Source organism: Nonomuraea sp. B10E15 (assembly GCF_039871615.1).
GTDB lineage: Bacteria > Actinomycetota > Actinomycetes > Streptosporangiales > Streptosporangiaceae > Nonomuraea.
Genome location: NZ_JBDPMB010000001.1, coordinates 515,595 through 533,887 on the forward strand (window position 1 = coordinate 515,595; position 18,293 = coordinate 533,887).

General features: G+C 71.0%; 19 protein-coding genes and 1 tRNA gene. 7 read left to right on the plus strand and 13 right to left on the minus strand.

Annotation, left to right across the window (positions count from 1 at the left end):
• Nucleotides 1–21: 21 nt before the first annotated feature.
• From ABGB14_RS02430 to ABGB14_RS02455, 6 genes are read right to left on the minus strand one after another with little or no spacing between them, the layout of a single operon-like run.
• A complete protein-coding gene (locus tag ABGB14_RS02430) occupies nt 22–828 on the minus strand; it encodes a transporter substrate-binding domain-containing protein (protein ID WP_347641844.1) in 807 nt (268 codons plus the stop codon).
• Nucleotides 825–2,186 (minus strand): hypothetical protein, encoded by a 1,362-nt coding sequence (locus ABGB14_RS02435; RefSeq protein ID WP_347641845.1) that lies wholly within the window; start codon nt 2,184–2,186, stop codon nt 825–827. The genes ABGB14_RS02430 and ABGB14_RS02435 overlap by 4 nt, the downstream gene beginning before the upstream one ends.
• On the minus strand, nt 2,183–2,854 hold the full coding sequence (locus tag ABGB14_RS02440; protein WP_347641846.1) for an FHA domain-containing protein: 672 nt from the start codon (nt 2,852–2,854) through the stop codon (nt 2,183–2,185). The genes ABGB14_RS02435 and ABGB14_RS02440 overlap by 4 nt, the downstream gene beginning before the upstream one ends.
• Nucleotides 2,854–4,143 carry a VWA domain-containing protein gene (locus ABGB14_RS02445; RefSeq protein ID WP_347641847.1) on the minus strand — a complete coding sequence of 430 codons (1,290 nt, stop codon included), beginning with the start codon at nt 4,141–4,143 and terminating at the stop codon, nt 2,854–2,856. The genes ABGB14_RS02440 and ABGB14_RS02445 overlap by 1 nt, the downstream gene beginning before the upstream one ends.
• Nucleotides 4,136–4,993: a protein phosphatase 2C domain-containing protein gene (locus tag ABGB14_RS02450; protein WP_347641848.1), complete on the minus strand. Its 858-nt coding sequence runs from the start codon at nt 4,991–4,993 to the stop codon at nt 4,136–4,138. Before ABGB14_RS02450 ends, ABGB14_RS02445 begins: the two co-directional genes overlap by 8 nt.
• Complete coding sequence (locus ABGB14_RS02455; RefSeq protein WP_347641849.1) at nt 4,990–6,930, minus strand: tetratricopeptide repeat protein; 1,941 nt, start codon at nt 6,928–6,930, stop codon at nt 4,990–4,992. Before ABGB14_RS02455 ends, ABGB14_RS02450 begins: the two co-directional genes overlap by 4 nt.
• Here ABGB14_RS02455 and ABGB14_RS02460 point away from each other — a divergent pair.
• On the plus strand, nt 6,917–7,114 hold the full coding sequence (locus tag ABGB14_RS02460) for a hypothetical protein (RefSeq protein WP_347641850.1): 198 nt from the start codon (nt 6,917–6,919) through the stop codon (nt 7,112–7,114). The genes ABGB14_RS02455 and ABGB14_RS02460 overlap by 14 nt on opposite strands.
• 46 nt (nt 7,115–7,160) lie before the next feature.
• Here ABGB14_RS02460 and ABGB14_RS02465 read toward each other — a convergent pair whose 3' ends face one another.
• Nucleotides 7,161–8,324 (minus strand): hypothetical protein, encoded by a 1,164-nt coding sequence (locus tag ABGB14_RS02465; RefSeq protein ID WP_347641851.1) that lies wholly within the window; start codon nt 8,322–8,324, stop codon nt 7,161–7,163.
• Between the two features lie 180 nt (nt 8,325–8,504).
• Between ABGB14_RS02465 and ABGB14_RS02470 the strand changes: the two genes are divergently transcribed.
• The 3 genes from ABGB14_RS02470 to ABGB14_RS02480 are packed head-to-tail and all read left to right on the plus strand — an operon-like array spanning nt 8,505 to nt 10,465.
• The gene (locus ABGB14_RS02470) at nt 8,505–8,663 is read left to right on the plus strand and encodes a hypothetical protein (RefSeq protein WP_347620031.1); all 159 of its coding nucleotides are present in this window, start codon (nt 8,505–8,507) and stop codon (nt 8,661–8,663) included.
• Between the two features lie 57 nt (nt 8,664–8,720).
• Nucleotides 8,721–9,995, plus strand: a complete 1,275-nt coding sequence (locus ABGB14_RS02475; RefSeq protein ID WP_347641852.1) for a hypothetical protein — start codon at nt 8,721–8,723, stop codon at nt 9,993–9,995.
• Complete coding sequence (locus ABGB14_RS02480; protein WP_347641853.1) at nt 9,992–10,465, plus strand: hypothetical protein; 474 nt, start codon at nt 9,992–9,994, stop codon at nt 10,463–10,465. Before ABGB14_RS02475 ends, ABGB14_RS02480 begins: the two co-directional genes overlap by 4 nt.
• Nucleotides 10,466–10,492: 27 nt before the next feature.
• Here the strand turns inward: ABGB14_RS02480 and ABGB14_RS02485 are convergent, their stop codons facing one another.
• The gene (locus ABGB14_RS02485) at nt 10,493–10,807 is read right to left on the minus strand and encodes a YtxH domain-containing protein (protein ID WP_347641854.1); all 315 of its coding nucleotides are present in this window, start codon (nt 10,805–10,807) and stop codon (nt 10,493–10,495) included.
• A gap of 125 nt (nt 10,808–10,932) precedes the next feature.
• Between ABGB14_RS02485 and ABGB14_RS02490 the strand changes: the two genes are divergently transcribed.
• Nucleotides 10,933–11,004, plus strand: a tRNA-Asn gene (locus ABGB14_RS02490).
• Between the two features lie 823 nt (nt 11,005–11,827).
• Here the strand turns inward: ABGB14_RS02490 and ABGB14_RS02495 are convergent.
• The 4 genes from ABGB14_RS02495 to ABGB14_RS02510 all read right to left on the minus strand — a co-directional run bounded on the left by ABGB14_RS02495 (nt 11,828) and on the right by ABGB14_RS02510 (nt 14,713).
• Nucleotides 11,828–12,325 carry a hypothetical protein gene (locus tag ABGB14_RS02495; RefSeq protein ID WP_347641855.1) on the minus strand — a complete coding sequence of 166 codons (498 nt, stop codon included), beginning with the start codon at nt 12,323–12,325 and terminating at the stop codon, nt 11,828–11,830.
• A 461-nt stretch (nt 12,326–12,786) separates the two neighbouring features.
• The gene (locus tag ABGB14_RS02500; RefSeq protein WP_347641856.1) at nt 12,787–13,137 is read right to left on the minus strand and encodes a hypothetical protein; all 351 of its coding nucleotides are present in this window, start codon (nt 13,135–13,137) and stop codon (nt 12,787–12,789) included.
• Nucleotides 13,134–14,405, minus strand: coding sequence for a hypothetical protein (locus ABGB14_RS02505; RefSeq protein WP_347641857.1), 1,272 nt, complete (start codon nt 14,403–14,405; stop codon nt 13,134–13,136). Before ABGB14_RS02505 ends, ABGB14_RS02500 begins: the two co-directional genes overlap by 4 nt.
• On the minus strand, nt 14,402–14,713 hold the full coding sequence (locus ABGB14_RS02510; protein WP_347641858.1) for a hypothetical protein: 312 nt from the start codon (nt 14,711–14,713) through the stop codon (nt 14,402–14,404). Before ABGB14_RS02510 ends, ABGB14_RS02505 begins: the two co-directional genes overlap by 4 nt.
• 434 nt (nt 14,714–15,147) lie before the next feature.
• Here ABGB14_RS02510 and ABGB14_RS02515 point away from each other — a divergent pair, with 434 nt between their 5' ends.
• Together ABGB14_RS02515 and ABGB14_RS02520 are read left to right on the plus strand one after the other, a co-directional pair.
• Nucleotides 15,148–16,287, plus strand: coding sequence for a nitric oxide synthase oxygenase (locus tag ABGB14_RS02515; RefSeq protein ID WP_347641859.1), 1,140 nt, complete (start codon nt 15,148–15,150; stop codon nt 16,285–16,287).
• Nucleotides 16,288–16,326: 39 nt separating this feature from the next.
• The gene (locus ABGB14_RS02520; RefSeq protein WP_347641860.1) at nt 16,327–17,100 is read left to right on the plus strand and encodes an enoyl-CoA hydratase-related protein; all 774 of its coding nucleotides are present in this window, start codon (nt 16,327–16,329) and stop codon (nt 17,098–17,100) included.
• 83 nt (nt 17,101–17,183) lie between these two features.
• Here ABGB14_RS02520 and galK read toward each other — a convergent pair whose 3' ends face one another.
• Nucleotides 17,184–18,293, minus strand: coding sequence for a galactokinase (gene galK / locus ABGB14_RS02525; protein ID WP_347641861.1), 1,110 nt, complete (start codon nt 18,291–18,293; stop codon nt 17,184–17,186).

Below are 18,293 nucleotides of genomic sequence, written 5' to 3' on the forward strand. Positions count from 1 at the left end.
TGTCCAGGAGCAGCCCTCTGGTCAGGAGCAGCCCTCGAACTGCGGCACGGCGATCGTGTCGAGGTCCAGCCCCGACGTGCCGAACCACTTCTTCAGCAGCTTCGCGGCAGTGCCGTCCTGGTACATGTCGGTGATCGCCCGGTTGACCGCCTCGCAGGCGGGCACGTCGCCCTTGGGCAGGCCGATGCCCGAGCGCTGCTCGTTGAACTGCGCGTTGGCCAGCCGCAGCCCCGAGCCGTCCTGCGCGGCCAGCCCCGCCAGGATGACGTCGTTGGTGGTGACCGCGTCCACCTGGTTGCTCTTCAGCGCCGCCAGGCACTGCCGGTAGTCGGGGAACGGCACGACCCGCGCCGCCACCTTCCGCTCCTCCACGACGCGCTGGGCCGCGTTCGCGCCCGTGACCTCGCAGATCCGGCGGCCCTCCAGGTCGCGCACGTTCTTGATCGTCTCGTCGGCCCGGGTCAGGATGTCCTGGTACGAGATGTGGTACGGCCCGGCGAACGACACCTTCGCCTTGCGGTCCTGGCTGATCGTGTACGTCGCCACCACCATGTCGGCCCGCCCGTCGACCAGCACGTCGTCGCGGGCGGCCGCCAGCGTGGGCAGGAAGGTGAACTCCTTGTCCAGCTTGCCGGCGACGTAGCGGGCCACGTCGACGTCGAAGCCGTCGAACCGGCCGTCGGGCCCGCGGAACCCGACCAGCGGCAGGTCGGGGCGTACCCCGATGACGATCTCGTCCTTGTCCAGGATCGACTCCTGGTCGCTCATGCCGCAGCCGGTCACGAGGACCGCGGCCACGGCGAGCACCACTGCCAGCGCCCGTTTCACCGATACTCCTTGAGTCGGGGCCACACTCCGGCGATCACCAGCAGGCCGATCGCGCCGATGGCGAAGGGAAGCAGCAACCACAGGGTGTTCAGCGCGCCCTCGCCCCTGTCGATCGCGCGTTTGAAGACGCCCTGGTGCGTCTCGGCGAGTTCGAGCAGCGCCTCGTCGTAGGCGGTGAACGTGGTGGTGACCGGCCCGAGCCGTTCGGCGACCGCCTCGTTGGCCTGGCCGCCCAGCACCAGCCGGCGGAACTTCACATCGGCGGCCTGGAAGTCGCGGTAGGCCTCCAGCGCGTCATTGCCCTGCTTGCCGACGAGTTCGGGGCCGAGCAGCCCGAGGAAGTCCTTCGCGCCGGTGGTCACCTTGCGGTGGTAGGTGTCCAGGTTGCCCGCCTCGAAGTAGATGACCGACATCGACTTGTCGAGGTAGGTGTGCTCGTAGGTGTCGGCCCGCTCCTCGTCGAGCAGGTAGCGGCTCTGGTCGCCCTGCATGCTGTTGCTGATCGCGCGCGCCTTGGCCAGGGTCAGCACCGAGTCGAAGCCGTCCGACTTGGCGGTGCGCAGCGCCCGCAGGTCCTGGCCGAGCACGCTCACCCCGGACACCAGCGCGACAGCCGTGATGACCGTGGCGGCCATCAGCGCGGGCCCGAGGATCCGGCGGAACCGCCGGGCCAGGAAGATCTGCAGCCAGATCAGGCAGCCGATCGCGATCACCCCCGCGACCACCACCGCGTCGCGCACCAGAGGCACCGTGAACGCCTTCTCGTCATAGGTGCGCCGGACGATCGTGCCGTTCTCCAGGGTCAGGTTGTACGCCTGCGGCAGCAGCACCTGGCGCATCAGGTCGGTGGCGTCGCGGTAGGCCCGCACCACCTCGCCCGGCGGCGGTCCTGGCGCGTGCCCGGACCGCTCGTCGAGCAGCAGCGCCTGCCCGGCGAGCCGCTCGTAGCGGCCGAGCGCGTCGAGCACCGACTGCACGGTCCGCCGCTCCGCCGGGTTGTCGCCGGACAGCTCGAACGCCTTCAGCAGCGCCTGGTTGGCGACGGAACGTTGCTGCTCGTAGCGGGTGACCGCGGCCTCGCGCTCCCGGGGATAGCCGTCGCCCATCACCAGGACGTTGGCCACCTGCGCGTCCATGTCGCTCAGCGCCAGGTAGAGCCCGGCGGTGGCGACGACCTGCGGGCCGGCGTCGCGGCCGATGACCTGCAGCCCGTCGCGGGCCGCCGAGCTGCCGACGGCGAGCGCCGCGAACAGCAGCGCCAGCGAGGCGACGGTGATGCCGGAGATGACCCGGATGCGGCCGGGTACGCCGCGCTCCACGGGTAACGGGGTGCCCGGCCGGGCCTGCACCAGGGTCACGGCGTGCCCTCCCTGAGGGTGATCACGGTCCAGGCGCCCAGGTGGACGCGGTCGCCCGGGCCGATCCTGACCGGCACGTTGACCTGGAGCGGCCTGCCGTTCACCTGGGTGCCGTTGGACGAGCCAGGATCGACCAGCATCCAGGAGCCGTCCGGCTGGGCCAGCAGCACGGCGTGCAGGTGCGAGACGCCCGGGTCCTCCGGCGGGCCGGTGAGGTCGATCTCGGGCGCCAGGTTCCTGGCCTTGCTGCGCCGCCCGATGCGGACCTGCTCGCCGTGCAGCCCGAACGAGCGTTCAGGACAGTACGGCGGGAACGCCACCGCGTCGGCGTCGGGGCCGCCCTCGGCGATGACCTTCTCGTAGTAGGTGCGGTCGGCCGCGGTGACGGCCTCCCAGCGGGTCCCGGTCACGGGGAGCGGGAGGGCGCCGGAGGCGCCGCTGTAGTCGTGGCCGCACACCTCGCAGAACTGTCCGGCCCGCGGCGTCCGGCAGATCGGGCAGGTCTCGGCGCCTGGGCTCCCCTGGGCCGGCGGCTGTGCGGACGGCTGTGCGGACGGCTGGGGCGCGGCGGGGGCGGGGGAAGCCGAGGAGGCTCCCGCCATCTGCGTGCCGCACACGTCGCAGTAGTCGTCGGCGCCCGACGGGTGCCCTTGCGGACAGGTCGCCATCAGCTTCCTTCCCTGCGCAGGCGGCTGGTGCGGACGGAGCCGGTGTCCAGCTCGATCGTGTCCTCCTTGTCCACGTTCTTACGCAGCCGGGCCGTACCGGTGGCCGGATCGACCTCGACCACCCGGTCGAGCAGCTTGGCGGTGTCCTCGCGTCCGGACGCGCCGGCCAGGTCTCTGGCCTTGGCCAGGCGGGCCGTCGCGGTTTCGATGTCGCCCATCGCACGGGCGCTGAGCCCGTCCTGGATGAGGTCGTGCAGCTCGGCCTGGCCGGTGTAGTGGGCGACGTTGCCGTTGATCTGGGTGGACAGGGCCAGGTCGTCGGTCCACTGGGCGAGCACGTTGCCGCTGGCCAGGACGTCCTGGGTGTCGGGGTGCACGAGCTTGACCCAGCCCGCCCTGATCTCCTGGCCGATCCGCCCGGGGGGCACCTCGACGCAGATATGGTATTTGCGCTCCTCAGCGCCCCAGGAGCCCGTCGGGTAGTCGCCGGTCAGCGGGTTGACGTCGGCGCGCTTGCCGGTGAGGTCGAGCAGCACCGGGTCGACCTGCTTGACGAACATCAGCCGGGCGGCCTGCGGCACCCACACGCGCAGCGACAGGTCGGCCACGGTCTTGCTCATCGACGCCTGCGTGAGCCGGCGGAAATACTCCGGCAGGTCCGCCTGGTCGCGCACGTAGTCGAACGTGCCGAGCATCGCCTCGGCCACCTTGCGCAGCTCGGCGGGCGCCCAGTCGGCGCCGATCCCGAGGCAGTCGCACACGAACGTGCCGCTCCACGCCGACAACACCGAGGCGAACACGTCGGCGCGCTCGTTGTTCTGGCCGTCGGTCATGAGCAGCGCGTGTTTGATCGCCTGGGGGCGGGTGGACAGCAGGTGCCCGGCCAGCTTCAGCCACTCGCCCATGGCGGTGCCGCCGTACGAGAGCAACCTGTCGACGGCCTTGGCCGCCTCGGCCCTGGTGGCCGGGTTCGCCTGGACCAGGCTCGGCGTTCCGCCACTCGGATAGACGACCTTGGCGCTCCCCGTGCCGGAGACCACCGCGAAGTGGACGCCGTCGCGCAGGGTCTGCACGGCCGTGGCGGCGGCCTGCCTGGCCTCGCGGATCTTGGAGCCGCTCATCGAGCCCGACGTGTCCACGATGATCACTTCGGCGGCCTCCGCGGGGACGGCCTGCGTGGTCAGGCCGCCGGTCGAGCTCACCGTGAGGATGGCGTGCACCTCGCGCCCGTCAAGCGGAAGGTACTTGTTCTGGTCGATGGTCAACGTGAAAGCGGCCTGATCACTCATGTGCTTCTCCTAAGGGGATCACGACAATGGTCACGTTGTCCTGGCCGCCGGAGTCCAGCGCGTGGCGCAACATCTCGCGTGCCAGGTCACGCGGGGTGCCCGCGCGGGGGAAGGCGTAGCCGTCCAGATAGCGCCAGAGGCCGTCGCTGCAGACGAGCAGGTGTCCTGGCCGGCGCGAGGCGAGCGTTCGCACGTTGAGCCGGACGCCGACGGCGTCGGCGCCCAGCCAGGCGGTGATCTCGCCGGTCGGCACGGCGTCGTCCGTGGTCAGCGGGGTCCCGTCGGGGATCCAGTACGCGCGGCTGTCGCCCGCCCAGCCGAGCGTCACGCGGCCCGGCTCGACCACGGCGGAGACGTACGTGCAGGCGGGGGCGTCGTGCACGGAGGTGGCGAGCTTGCTCACCGCCCGCCCGGCCAGGTCGAACGCCTCCTCCGATGACAAGCCCCTGGCCAGCGCGGCCGCCGCGGTCTCGACGGCGACCGCGGACGCCTCGTCGGCCCTGGGCGAGCTGCCCACGCCGTCGCAGACCACGGTCACGGTCGAGCGGCCGGCGGTCAGCAGGGCCATCGCGTCCTCGTTGCGGCTGCGGCGCAGTCCCCTGTCGGTGACGCCCGCGGCGCCGCCGACGAGCACGATCTCGGCGTGGTCCCGCTCGGTGGGCTGGCGCAGGCCGCACCGCTCGCAGTATCCGTCGGAGTCGACCGCCGCGGCGTCGCAGAACGCGCACGCCGGGGAGCCGAGCGCGTGGCCGCACGCCTCGCAGTAGACGTCGCCTTCGACCACGGAGGCCTGGCACACCGGGCAGGCGGCGCCCGGCGTGTCGTGCTGGTTGGCCTGGGGATCCGTCACACCCACGTCCTCGGTCGTACGGCGTTGGCCTGGTCGATGAGCGCGTGGCGCTCCTGGCGGGAGTCGGCGGCCGCGGCGAGCCTGCGGAAGATGGACTCGATGCGCCTGCGCAACCCCGGCGCGGTGAACGGCGCGCCCGCGAGCTGCCCGTTCGCCGGCGGCTTGTTCGTCTCCAGCCAGGTCAGCGCCGCGCCGAGCAGCTCGGCGGTGAGCAGGTCGCGGCGGCGCGGATCGAGGTCGGCCTGGGCGGCCACCCGCTCGACCGCGCCCGTCAGGTCGGCGGCCGTGAGCCCGCTCAGGTCGGCCCGCCGCACCACCGACGCGGCCAGCGCCACCTGCGCGGGGACCCGGTAGAACGACGTGGCGGGCACCTCGTCCAGCACGCTCATCCGGCCCGTCCTGGCCAGCCCGAACGCCGCGCTCACGTAGGCGTGGTCGGTCCGCCAGACGCACTCGTACCAGGTGGCGGCCGGCTTGCCCGCGTATTCCAGCGCGAAGGCCAGCGCCAGCTTCGGCGCCGGCTCTCCCGGGAGCGCCGACAGGCAGGCGTCGAACATGGACACGGCCACCTGCTCCTGGCGCAGGGCCAGCGCCAGCACTCCGCGGTACCAGGTGGGCCGCCAGTCGCCTGGCAGCTCCGCGGCCAGCTCGTCGAGCACGTCGCGCGCCTCGTCCGCTCCGCGCTCGGCCAGCAGCCTGGCGCGCATCAGCTTCGTCTCGGGCGTCTGCGGCATCGCGGCGAGCTGGTCGATCAGCGTCCCGCCGTCGCGGCCGAGCAGCCCGGCCAGCGCTCCGGCGGCCGGGTCGGCCGGATCGACCAGCGGCACGGGTAAGGCCGTCGCGACCGCCGCGGGATCGAGCGGCTCGAACACCTCGTCGTACGTGTCCGACAGCGCCGTCCCCACCGCCGTACGCTCCGGCCCGAACAACGTCGAGAGCGCCGGGTACGGCGTCCCCTCCTCCATGGCGCTGATCTCCCGCAGCACCCCGACGAGCTGCTCCTCCATCTCCCACGCGCTCCGGAACCGGTCGGCGGGATCGGCGGCGGTCGCCTTGCGCAGCAGCCGGGTGAACGACGGATGCCCGCAGTCCACCGGCAGCGGGACCTCCATGTCGTCCCTGGCCGGGCTGAACCCGGGAATCGCCAGGACGGCCAGGGTCCTGGCCACGGTGTAGAGGTCGGAGGCGACCGACGTCGGCCGGGTCTCCAGCTCGGGGGCGTGGTAGCCGACCGTGGCCCACGACGAGCCGGGCGGCGAGCCGATGGGCTGCACCGCGCCCAGGTCGATGAGCTTGAGCCGCTTGCCGACCCTGATCACGTTGGCCGGCTTGAGATCGCAGTAGGCCAGGCCGTGCTCGTGCAGGTAGCCGAACGCGTGCAGGATCTCCCTGCCGTACATGAGGGTCTCGCGCAGCGGCAGGGGGCCCTGGCGGCGCAGCTCGTGCAGGGACTGGCCGCCCACGTACTCCATGACGATGTAGCCGAGGCCGGCCGAGCGCTGGAAGTTGAAGATCTTGACGATGTTGGGGTGGTCGACCGTGGTGAGGAACTTCCGCTCGGCCTCGGCCGCCGCCAGCGCCTCGGCGTCGTTGCTGTTGAGCAGGCCCTTGAGCACGACCCACCGGCCGTCGAGGTTCTCGTCGGAGGCGAGGTAGATCCAGCCGAGCCCGCCGTGCGCCAGGCAGCCGAGCACGCGGTACTGGCCGGCCACCAGGTCGTCCTTGCCCAGCTTGGGGGTGAACGAGAACGCCGTGCGGCAGTGCGGGCAGAACCCGTCCGTCAGGCCCGGCCGGCCGTTCCTGGAGCGGCCCACGGGTTTCCCGCACGCCGTGTTGGCGCAGCGCCTCTTGTTCTCCGGCACCTCGGGGTCGGCCATCACGGCCGTGGCCGGGTCGCGGTAGGGCACCGACGGCAGGTCCGCGATGGTGGCCAGCACGCCGGCCCGCGACCTGCCGCTGCTGCCCGTCGGCCCGCTCATCGACCTGCTCACCGGCTGGGTCACCACCGGAGCGGACGCGGGCCCGGAAGCCGATCCCGGCGCCGGCCCGGCAGGGGACGCCGAAGCCGGCGCCGGCGCGGCCCGCGGCGGGCTCTCGGCGGTGCCGCACAGGTCGCAGTAGCCCTCATCGATCGTTCCCGTGCAGCCGGGCTGCGCGCAGCGGGTCATCATTTGCCTCCGTGGATCGCGCGCTGGTAGTTCTCGACGGCCGCAGCCGCCTTCGTCAGGTCGCAGGGGGCGTTCCACAACAACCTGTGGGCGCGCGCGAACGACTCGAACACCGCCTGGTCCTCCGCCAGGCCCTTGCGGGCGGCCATCGCCTCGCAGGCGCCGAGGCGCCCGCGCAACTCGTCGCGCCTGCTGATCAGGCCGTAGAGCGCCTTCGCCGTGGTCCGCGCCTGCTCGGCGGCCTCACGGGTGTCGTCTTCGAGACGGGCGAGGCGCTTGGCCCTCACCACCCAGGGGTCGGCCGAGACGTCGAGCGCGTCGAGCTCGCCGGCCAGCGCGCCGACGCGGCTGCGCGGCTGGGCCTGTGGTGGCAGGGCGATCTTGACGACGACCGCGCCGTGGGCCAGCCGGGCCTCGCTCTCGGCCGCGCGTACCAGGTCGAGGGCGGCCACCAGGTTCTCGCGCCGCGCGGCGAACTCCCGTTTCACGGTGATCGCCAGGTCGAGCTCCGCGCGGGAGGAGGCGAGCAGGCGCGCCAGCCGGTCGAGGTGCGGCTCGACGGTCGCGCCGAGCGGGTCCTCCAGCACCGCGGTCCTCAACCGCGCCAGCTCGCCCGCCTCGACGGTCAGGCCGGCGCTCTCGCCCAGCTCGTTCTCGAGATCGTGGATCTCGCGCAGGTCCGCGTCGGCGCCGTCGAGCCGAGGCAGCACGCCGTTCCACACGGCGTCGACGTCGTTGAGCGCGGAGGTGACCTCGCGGAAGGCGGCGTCCATCCGGGTCACGGCCTCGTCGAGGGTCAGCCGCAGGTCCGCCTGGGGGATGAGGGAACGCTGCTCGACCGGCCTGGCGGCGGCCCGCAGCACGACGGAGGAGCCCGCGAGCAGCTCGGTGAGCGCGGCGAGCTGCTCGGCGCCGGGCCGGGCGCGCGAGGCCCTGATCTGCTCGGCGCGGCGCAGCACGGCGCGGTAGGCGTCGTTGAGCCGCCACAGGGTGGTCAGGGAGTCCTGCGTCGCCGTCCATCGTCGTTCGGTGGTCCCACGTAAGGAGGCGCCTCTGAGCACCTGGTAGGTGGTGTGGGATTCGAGATCGAGCAGGTCGCCGGAGATCCGGTCGCGTTCGTCCGCGCGGGCACGCAGTGCGTATTCCGCGGCTTCCCTGCTCATGGGCGGTCCCAGGCTCATCACGCTCCCCGTGAAGCGGGCCCCCGATGCCCCGGTGCTCCTTACCGACTCAACGCGAAGGTCGTGCCGGTTGGTTCCGGGGTGGGGGGAACCCCTGACTTGCCCCTGATTCAACCCTGTGTCACCTGCAAACGACTTAAAAGATCTCGTACCGTTTCGAACATGGGACGTATTCTTCTGATCATCGCGGCGGTCGTCGCCGCGCTCGTGCTCCTCGGCCCCCTCGTGAGCTTCGCCCTCACGCTGCTCAAGTGGGGCCTGATCATCGGTGGCGTGGCGCTGGGCGTCATGTTCCTGGCGAAGTGGGCGAAGAGGGCCTGACAAGCGGCGGGTTCCCGCGCAGTAGCTTCCCGCGGGATCCCCAGGCATAGTTGGGTGATGGAGGCGCGGCCGGCGGTCGACGACGCCGCGCTCGGGCGCGAGGCAATGGCCGTGCTCGAGGCGAACTGGACAGGCACGGGCACCGTGCCCGCGCCTGGCCTCTACCCGCACCAATGGAGCTGGGACTCCGCGTTCGTCGTCATCGGCCTGGCCAGGCACCGGCCCGACCGGGCCCGCGAAGAGCTGCTCAGCCTGCTGCGCGGGCAGTGGGCGACCGGGATGGTGCCGCACATCGTCTTCCACACGCGGGAGGCGTACTTCCCAGGACCCTCCGTCTGGCGCTCCCAGGAGCACGACGCCGCGCCGCGCGTGCTCACCTCCGGGCTCACCTCGCCGCCGCTGCAGGGACTCGCCCTGTGGTGGCTCTACCGGCACACCGGCGACGTCGCCTTCGTCAGGAAGGCGTTCCCCGCGCTGGTGGCCCAGCACGACTACCTCGCCTCGGCCCGCGACCTGGGCGGGGCCGGGCTGGCCGCGATCGTGCATCCGTGGGAGTCGGGCATGGACGACAGCCCGGCCTGGGACGACGCGCTCGCCGCCCTCCCCGTGATCAGGTACGGCTACCGCAACGTCGACATGGAGGAGCGCCACCCCGACAGCGCCCACGACCGCTACGTCTGGCTGGCCATGCGCTACCGCGACGCCGGATACAGCGCCGGCTACCTGCGCGACGAGCATCCGTTCGCGATCGAGGACCCGATGTTCAACGGGATCTGGCTGGCCTCCTGCCAGGCGCTGGCGGAGCTGGCGCCGCTGGCCCGAGCCGATCCCGCGCCCCACGCCGAGCAGGCCGAGCGCATCCGGCAGGCCATGATCGAGCGCCTCTGGGACGGCTGCTTCTACGCCAGGGACCTGCGTACCGACCGGCTGATCAAGGTGTGCACGGTGGGCGGGTTCGGGCCGCTGCTCGACCCGTGGCTGCCCGGCGAGCACGTGCGCGCCACCGTCGAGGTGCTGGAGTCGGCCAGGTTCATGGGCGCCACCGGCTACCCGGTGCCGAGTTGCGAGATCCGCGCCGCCCAGTTCGACCGCACCCGCTACTGGCGCGGCCCCTCCTGGGTGAACACCAACTGGCTGCTGCGCAGGGCCGCCGCCGTGCACTCGCTCGACCCGCTCGCCCGGCAGCTCACCCACGGCACCCTGCGCCTGGTGCGGCAGGCCGGCTTCCGCGAGTGCTTCGACCCCTTCGACGGCAGCGGGCGCGGGTGCCGGGACTTCTCCTGGAGCGCGGCGCTCACCCTGGATCTGCTCGCCGATACCGTTATGGAATGAGCATTTTCCGCCGGTTGCCCGCCGACGTGCGCAGGTCCCTGACGATGGAGCCGGGAGAGCGGGTGCTGACCTTCACCCCCTCCGAGGACGGCCACGTGGTGGCCACGAACCTCGCCCTGCACCTGGCCGACGGCACGCGCCTGCCGTACGAGGAGATCGACAGGGCGTCGTGGGACGACGAAGGGGTGCGGGTGCTCACCACCGACGGCCGATGGCACGCCGGGCGGATCGCCGAGCCGCGCATGGTGCCCGAGACGCTGCGCGAGCGCGTCAACGCGACGATCGTGGTGAACAAGCACGTCAACCTGCCGGGCAAGGGCGGCGTGCGGCTGGTGGCCCGGCGCCGGCCGGGAGGCGAGGTGCTGGGCTGGACCTTCGTCTTCGACGACGGCCTCGACCCCGAGGACCCCGGCCTGCGCGCGCAGGCCGAGCAGGCCCTGGAGGGGGTGCGGCGCAGCATGGGCGTGTGAGCCGTGGCCCCCACGCCCACGCGCCGCTTAGTAGGGGATGCCGGTCTCCTTCGCGTTCCTGCCCTCGACGCCGTCGTCCGGCCAGCCGGTGCCCGTGTCGGGCCTGTGGTTGTCGTGCAGGAACGGGATCCGCTGCTGCAGCGTGTCACCCACCCTCGTCCTGGCCATCCCGGCGAACTTCGACGCCTGCGCGCCGACCACTCCGGCCGCCTCCTGGAACCTGGGGTTGTCCGCGACACGCTGCGCCGTCCGCTTGATCTGCTCGTACCGCTCGCGTCCTGCCCGGCTGCCCAGCACGTAGCCGACCGCCAGTCCAACAGCGAATGTCATTCGATAACGCATTTCGCACCTCCGCTGCCTCCGGGCCTACCCTGCTTATGATGCGACACGCACTCCCAGAGTGCGCTAATCTAGTCGTGCGCACGGCGGAGGGGCCCGAAAGCCCCGATGACGTGGGCAAAGCCCGATCCCGCGTAGCTCAACGGCAGAGCAGCCGGCTGTTAACCGGCAGGTTATTGGTTCGAGTCCAATCGCGGGAGCTTCGGTAGCGTCGAAGACGCAAAGCTCAGGCCCCCATCCTTGATCAAGGACTGGGGGTCTGAGTCGTTCCGGGAGCCAACAAGGGAGCCCTACCCAGGTTGGTCACCGTTCCCGAAGACGGCTCCATGGCCTCGGCGCCATGGACGATGACCGGCCTGATCTGGTGCCGGCAGACGGTCTGCGCGGTGCTGGGTGTCGAGTGCCCGACGAGATGTGCTTCCTCGGGCCGGATGCCGGTGAGGAGCGAGGTGATGACGTATGAGCCGAACGTCTCCCCCTCGCATGCCTTGAGGAGCGTGACGGCCTGGTCCAGCGTGAGGGACCTGCTTGGGCGTCCCTCCTGCCCAGGTGGTGTCTCGCACAGGGCCGAGACGTTACGTCCGACGAGTTCGCACCTGTCGGGCTTCGGTGCCCGACCCGCAAAACGCCGGTCGGCTGGCGCGGACGAGGACAGGGCCGCTTTCGCAGGGCGCACGGTTCTGCTCACGGGTCGAGCTGGTCAGCGCACACAGAGGCAGTCACGGGGCTGCCTTACTGCGTGCCTCCGGCGGGGGCGCTTCGGCTCCGGGATGGCGTCGCATGTCCGTGCCAGTGGAGGTGGCTGGTATGGACGGCCATCTCGTCTGGTTCGTGCCCTATCACGAAGCGAGTGACGAACATGGGCTCCACCAGGCAAACGCCCTCTGACAAAATCGGTATGTCTGCTTCACACCAAAGAGGTCATTACCCGACGCGACGCGCGCTCAGAGTGCGTTCTGCGCGAGCAACACCGAGTGGCGCGGCCTATGCCTACCCATGCGCCGTCCTGCGAATTCGGCCTGTTCACTCGTAAGCTGTCATAATCGCCGCTGCCGCCGTCACGACGCTCATCACAATGCCATATAGCAGAGCCGCCCTCAACGGAACAAGGTCGTCGGCCGCCAAGGTGCCGTCAGGGTCAGTTCGGCGGTATGTGACCACGATCAATAAGGGATACAGGGTAGAGAACGCCACGCCGCCGGCGATCAGGGCGATAGCCCGGCCACGGCTGTCTGATTCTTCCCGGATGGCAGAGTCGACCTCGGCCCTGACCTGGGCAGCCTGCATGGCGAGGTTCGCGGCCTCGACCGTATCGGTCTTACCCAGTTGACGGCTCTTGCCTTCAAGAGCGTCCGCATAGGCGATCTTCTTCTCATACAGCCGGGCCGCTAACGGCGGAGGGTTCAACTCGAACAACGCATGCTGATCCAGCGCGAAGCCGGTGATCAAGAAGTAGACGACAGTGCCCCAGCCGAGCACCCTCAGGACAAGTTCCTGCCTGGTTTTCCGATGCTCGTCCACATACCGTCCCTCAGCGTGATCGCCCGATGCGGTCGACTCGGGTAGCTGTCCGAGCAAGATTGTTCCTGCAGCCACCCGCGCGGTCAATGGATGCCGCACGCGCCCGCGACAACAAGTCCACAAGCCTTCAGTGACCGCTGGGGACAATCCGGGCAAGGTTGAGGAGGGGCGTTTCCAGGAGCGTGATTGGCTGGGCGTCTAAAGGGGAGCCAAGTCGGGAGCCACACGCGGCGACCAGTATGAACGGGTCCGAACTCAGTTCACTGGCCGGACCCAGCATCCGAATCAGCGTGAACTGATCGACACCGGGAGAGTCTGGTTCGAGTCCAATCGCGGGAGCTTCGGTAGTCACGTCAGGCCCTCTTCCTGGATCAGGACAGAGGACTTGAGCCGTCCCTGGAGGCGGCACCACCCGCGTGCCACCGGAGCCCGCATCCAGCGCGCGGGCTCATCGCCCGGCCCTACAGGGTGTCCGGGGTCCCGTCCGGGTGCCAGGCCTGGCTCGAGATGAGCTTGCCGTGATCGTAGTTCTGATCCTCGGCCAGCTGTCCGTTCTGGTGCCACCGCAGATGCGAGCCGTGCCGGCGGCCGTGGTCGAGTCGCCACTCCGACTCGATGCTGCCGTCCGGGTAGAAGGCGCGCGAGATGCCGTGCGGGATGCCCTGCTCGAAGGTCTGCTCGGTCATGACCGTGCCGTCGGCGTAGAACTCGCACGCGGTGCCGCTGTAGAGCGTGCCTTGATGGCGGACCCGCTGGTCCAGGTCGTATTCCAGATCGTTCATCGTGATGCGCATGGTGTTCCCGACCGTCATATTGCCCAGGGTGGTGTGAACTCGGCCAGCGGGCTGTCGCCCAGGGAGGGATATCGGGTGAAGTAACCGGCGGAGTTCGGCGTGTCGTACAAGAAGTTCGTGCAGTTGGCGCAGCACGGTATGCGTTGCCGGGCGGCGATGCCCTGATAATGGTCGGACAGTAACCGGTTGTCGAAATAGAGTTCGCGCAGCGTCTCGGGCGTCACCGTCTCGCCGTTGCGCGTGCGATCCCAGAGGGCCCGGCTGGTCGCGGTGACCTCCGAATGCGTGCCCGGCTCGCTCCAGTGCGGAAATCCGCCCGCCGGCCAGCCCTCGTCATGCTTGAAAGGGCCGTTGGCGCGGGCCCAGCGGGCGAAGTTCTCGTAACGCTCGCGAAGGAGAGGGTGCAGGTCGTCGGGCACGTGCCGCAACATGTCGTTCAGGCCTTCGTACAACTTGCCCGTGCGCCGATCCATGAGCAGCGTGTACACCGGACCGGCCTTGGCGCGGGAGTAGGCGAGGTCGGTCGCCTGCTCGCGACGGGCCAGATATTCCGATGACCTGACCGACGTCATGTCCTCCACGAATTCCCGTGCCGGTTTGCCGTTCACGGCGGTGATGAGGCCTTCGTCGTTGCGTTCGAAGCGCAGGTCCGCGGGCCTGGGCAGCGGCATGTCACGTTCGAGCGGCCCGGACGGCTGCGGGCGGTGGACGGCCTGACGCTCTCGAGCGGAGATCGCGGTCGTACGCCCGGTTCCGGCGCGAACCACCCCGGGGTTGGCGCCACTGGGGACCCGGCTCGTTCTCGACGCGATCCTGGTGAGGAGCTTGCGGTAGATCTCTCCGAACTTGGCCAGGATGCTGCGGAACTGTCGATACAGGCGCTGGGCTCTGGCTCTGACCCAGGCGCGGACTTGGGGGACGGCCAGGGCGAGCGCGGCGGCGGCGGCCGCGTATGCCGCGATCCTGGCCTTCCCGTGCTGGACGAACCGCGCGGCGCTGTTGTGGATGCCGGCGGCGAGGCTGAAGTGACCGGCGAGGCTGCTGGTCTGGGGCAGGGTGCCACCTGGGCCGCTGATGTGCTGGTCCGCGGCGTTCGCGGCGGGGCCCTGGTTGTGGGCGGCGCGGCGGGAGGCCAGGGCGCCGTCGCCGGCGAGCCGGGTGTGGTGGTCCGCGAAGGCCCGCAGGGTGTCGGCTCGCCAGTAGGCCGGGGAGGGGTCGGGAATGGAAGGGAGGCCCAGGATGCCGAAGTCGGCGGCGACCGCGGGGTCGTCGGTGACGGTGGTCACAGCCTGGCCTGGACGTTGGCGGTGTTGAGCTGCTCGACGGCGAGATTCCGGTCGGCCATGACGATCTGTCCGTCCCCGGCGACGCGCAGGCCGTCGCCGGCCGCGACGTGGTGGTGCAGCAGGTGTTCGGCCAGTTGGTTGAACGGGCCCTCGATCTCCTCGAAGGGCAGGCCGCTGCCGGCCCGCAGGCTGCCGCGCAGTGCGGCCGTCAGTTGCTCGTGCTGATCGGCCAGTGCCTGGAACTCTCGTCCGGAGGTGCGCCGGCCGTCGGCGTCGATGGCCAGGACATCAAAGTCGGGTGCGGTCACGTCTGCTCCACTCGCCGCGGTATGGGCGTGAGCGGCAGAGCCGGCCGGCAGCAGCGCTGACCGGCCCTGCTGCCGCTGCTCCGAGACCTCGCAGGGCGTCCGGGGCGCGTCGGGGAGTCACCCATCACCTCCCACATCAGGTGGACACTGTACTACCCGCAAGATCCAGTTCGTGAAGCGCTTGCCGCCGGGCACACCTCATGTGGCCCGAGCCGCTCGCTGCGGTGTTGTTTCACGCTTTGTAGCGAGATCATTACGTATTTTCAGGTTGGCCGGACAAAGCGGGGCCCGGCGGGGAAAGATGGTGCATCCGGTCCGGTGGACCGGAGCCGCGGGACATCATGCCGGGGGCGAGGAGAGGGCGCCCGCCACCAGGACGTGCCGCCGACCCGGAATCGGCGGGGCGATCCGACGACGGAGGAACGGGTTGCCGCGTGCCCACCTGGATCAAGTCATTGCGCACCTTCGACACGCCCGCCGTGCAGGCCATGAACGCCGTGCTCGCGCGAACCGCCGACCTGCGCGCGGCGGAGCGTTTCCTCAGGCTCTTCCACGCTGAGAACCCCGCCGCGGGCGGACTCAACGCACGGCTGCGGGACGTCACCAGGGAGGTGGCCCGCACCGGGACCTACACGCACACGTACGAGGAGCTCGAGTTCGGCGCCCGGGTGGCCTGGCGCAACAGCAACCGGTGCATCGGCCGCCTCTACTGGCGGTCCTTGCGGGTACGCGACCGCCGGCAGGTGACCACGGCCGAGGGGGTGGCCCTCGAATGCGTCGCCCACCTGCGCGAGGCGACCGGCAACGGCAAGATCAGGCCCACGATCACCGTGCTGCCCCCCGACACCCCGGCGATGCGCGGGCCGCGCGTGCTCAACGACCAGCTCATCCGGTACGCCGGCTACCGCACGCCCGGCGGCGTCGTCGGCGATCCGCGCAACGCCGGCCTGACCGAGCGGGCCCAGGCCATGGGGTGGCGTGGCGGCTCCGGCCGGTTCGACGTGCTCCCGCTGATCGTCCAGCCGGGCCTGGGCGAGGCGCTGCTGTGCCACCTGCCCGGGGACGCCGTTCTGGAGGTGCCGCTGACGCACCCCGAATATCCGTGGTTCGCCGACCTCGGTCTGCGCTGGCACGCCGTTCCGGCTATTTCGGATATGTGCCTGGAGATCGGCGGCATCTGCTACCCGTGCGCGCCCTTCAACGGCTGGTACATGGGCACCGAGATCGGCGCCCGAAACCTGGCCGACGAGGACAGGTACGACCTGCTCGGGATGACCGCCGAGCGGCTCGGCCTGGACACCTCCACCGAGCGGACGCTGTGGCGCGACCACGCGCTGGTGGAGCTGAACGTGGCGGTGCTGCACTCGTTCGAGCGGGCCGGAGTCACGATGACCGACCACCACACGGAGTCGCGCCGCTTCCTGACGCACCTGTCGAAGGAGGAGAAGGCGGGGCGCGCCTGCCCGGCCGACTGGTCGTGGATCGTGCCACCGCTCTCGGGCGCCGCCACCCCCGTCTTCCACCGCTACTACGACACCCGTGTCCTCACCCCGGCCTTCGTCCACCACCGCTAGCCTTGCCACCCGGGGCTAGAACATGGTTCGGTTGGAGTCATGGCGGAACTCGTGCTCTCAACGGTCGACCAGGGCGTGCTCACCCTGACCTTCAACCGTCCCGACACCCTCAACGCGTGGACGGACGCCATGGGGCGGCGCTACTTCGACCTGCTGGCGGAGGCGGAGAAGGACCCCGCGGTCCGGGCCGTCGTGGTCACCGGCGCGGGCAAGGGGTTCTGCTCGGGCGCCGACTTCAAGACGCTCGACGCGCTCAGGACCGGCACCTACGACGAGCGGCCCGACCCCCGGCCCCACACCTTTCCCACGACCATCGGCAAGCCGATCATCGCCGCGGTCAACGGGGCGTGCGCGGGGCTGGGCATGGTCCACGCGCTCGTCTGCGACCTCGTCATGACGGCCGAGGAGGCCAAGTGGACGACGGCCTTCGCGCGGCGCGGGCTCATCGCCGAGTACGGGCTCTCCTGGGTGCTGCCGCGCCTCGTGGGACAGCAGCGGGCCATGGACCTGCTGCTGTCGGGCCGGGTGTTCACGGGGCAGGAGGCGTACGAGCTGGGGCTGGTCAACCGGGCGGTGCCGGGGGAGGAACTGGTGGCGCGTGCACGGGCGTACGCGCTCGAGCTGGCGGCGCACAGCTCGCCCGCGTCGATGGCGGTGATCAAACGGCAGCTCTGGCACGACTGGGAGGCGACGCTGGAGGAGTCCGCGCAAACGGCCGTCCGGGAGATGCTGGCCTCCTTCGAGCGGCCGGACTTCGCGGAGGGCGTCGCCAGTTTCCTCGAACGCCGCGCGCCGGACTTCCCCGCCCTCTGACCGCTGCCGGCGCGGGCAGGTCAGGGGGCGGACCGCAGGGGCAGGTCCAGCGGGCGGAACGGCACGCGCGGGTCAGCGGCCCTTCAGATGCGGTGGGCGCCGCGGGCCGGGGTGGCGGGCAGGAACCGGGGGGCCTGGAAGCCGCGCTCGGCGTACGCGGCGGCCACCGACTCCTGGACGCGGTCGAGCCGATCGACCGGCACCAGGGCGATGGCCGAGCCGCCGAAGCCCCCGCCCGTCATGCGCGCGCCCCTGGCCCCGCCCCTGACCGCCGCCTCCACGGCGACGTCCAGCTCGGGTGACGACACTTCGTACTGGTCCCTGAGCGAGAGGTGCGAGGCGTTCAGCAGCGCGCCGATCTCCGTGACCGCGCCCGCGCGCAGCAGCCCGATCAGCGCCTCCACGCGGTGGTTCTCCGTGACGACGTGCATCGTGCGCCTGCGCTCGTCACCCTGGAGGAGCCCGAGCGCCGCGGGCAGGTCGGTGACGTCGCGTAGCGCGGGGACGCCGAGCTTGCGGGCCGCCGACTCGCACTCGGCGCGGCGCTTGGCGTATTCGCCGCCCGCGTGCTCGTGGTGCACCTGGGTGTCGATGATGAGCATGGCGAGGCCGTGGGAGGCCAGGTCGAGCGGGATGGTCCTGGAGGCGAGGGAGCGGCAGTCGAGGAACAGCGCGTGCCCCTCCTCGCACAGCGCCGAGGCCGCCTGGTCCATGATGCCGCACGGCATGCCGACGAAGTCGTTCTCGGCCTTCTGCCCGAGCAGGGCGATCTCCATGGGGGTCAGGCCGAGGCCGTGCAGGTCGTTGAGCGCGGAGGCGACGGCCACCTCGAGGGCGGCGCTGGAGCTCAGCCCCGCGCCCTGGGGGACGTCGCCGTCGATCGCGATGTCCGCGCCGGAGACGCGGTCGCCGAGCATGGCGAGGACGCCCACGACGTAGCGGGTCCAGCCCGTCGACTCCTCGTGGCCGGCCAGGGTGAGGGGGCCGCCGTCGGCCTGGAGTGACAGCAGGCGGATGGTCGCGTCGGCGCGCGGTGTGATCGCCGCGGTGACGCCCCACGGCACCGCGAAGGGCAGGACGAAGCCGTCGTTGTAGTCGGTGTGCTCGCCGATCAGGTTGACCCGCCCGGGCGCGTGCCAGACGGTTTCGGGGGACGCGCCGTAGGCGGCACGAAAAGCTTCAACAACGCGCAT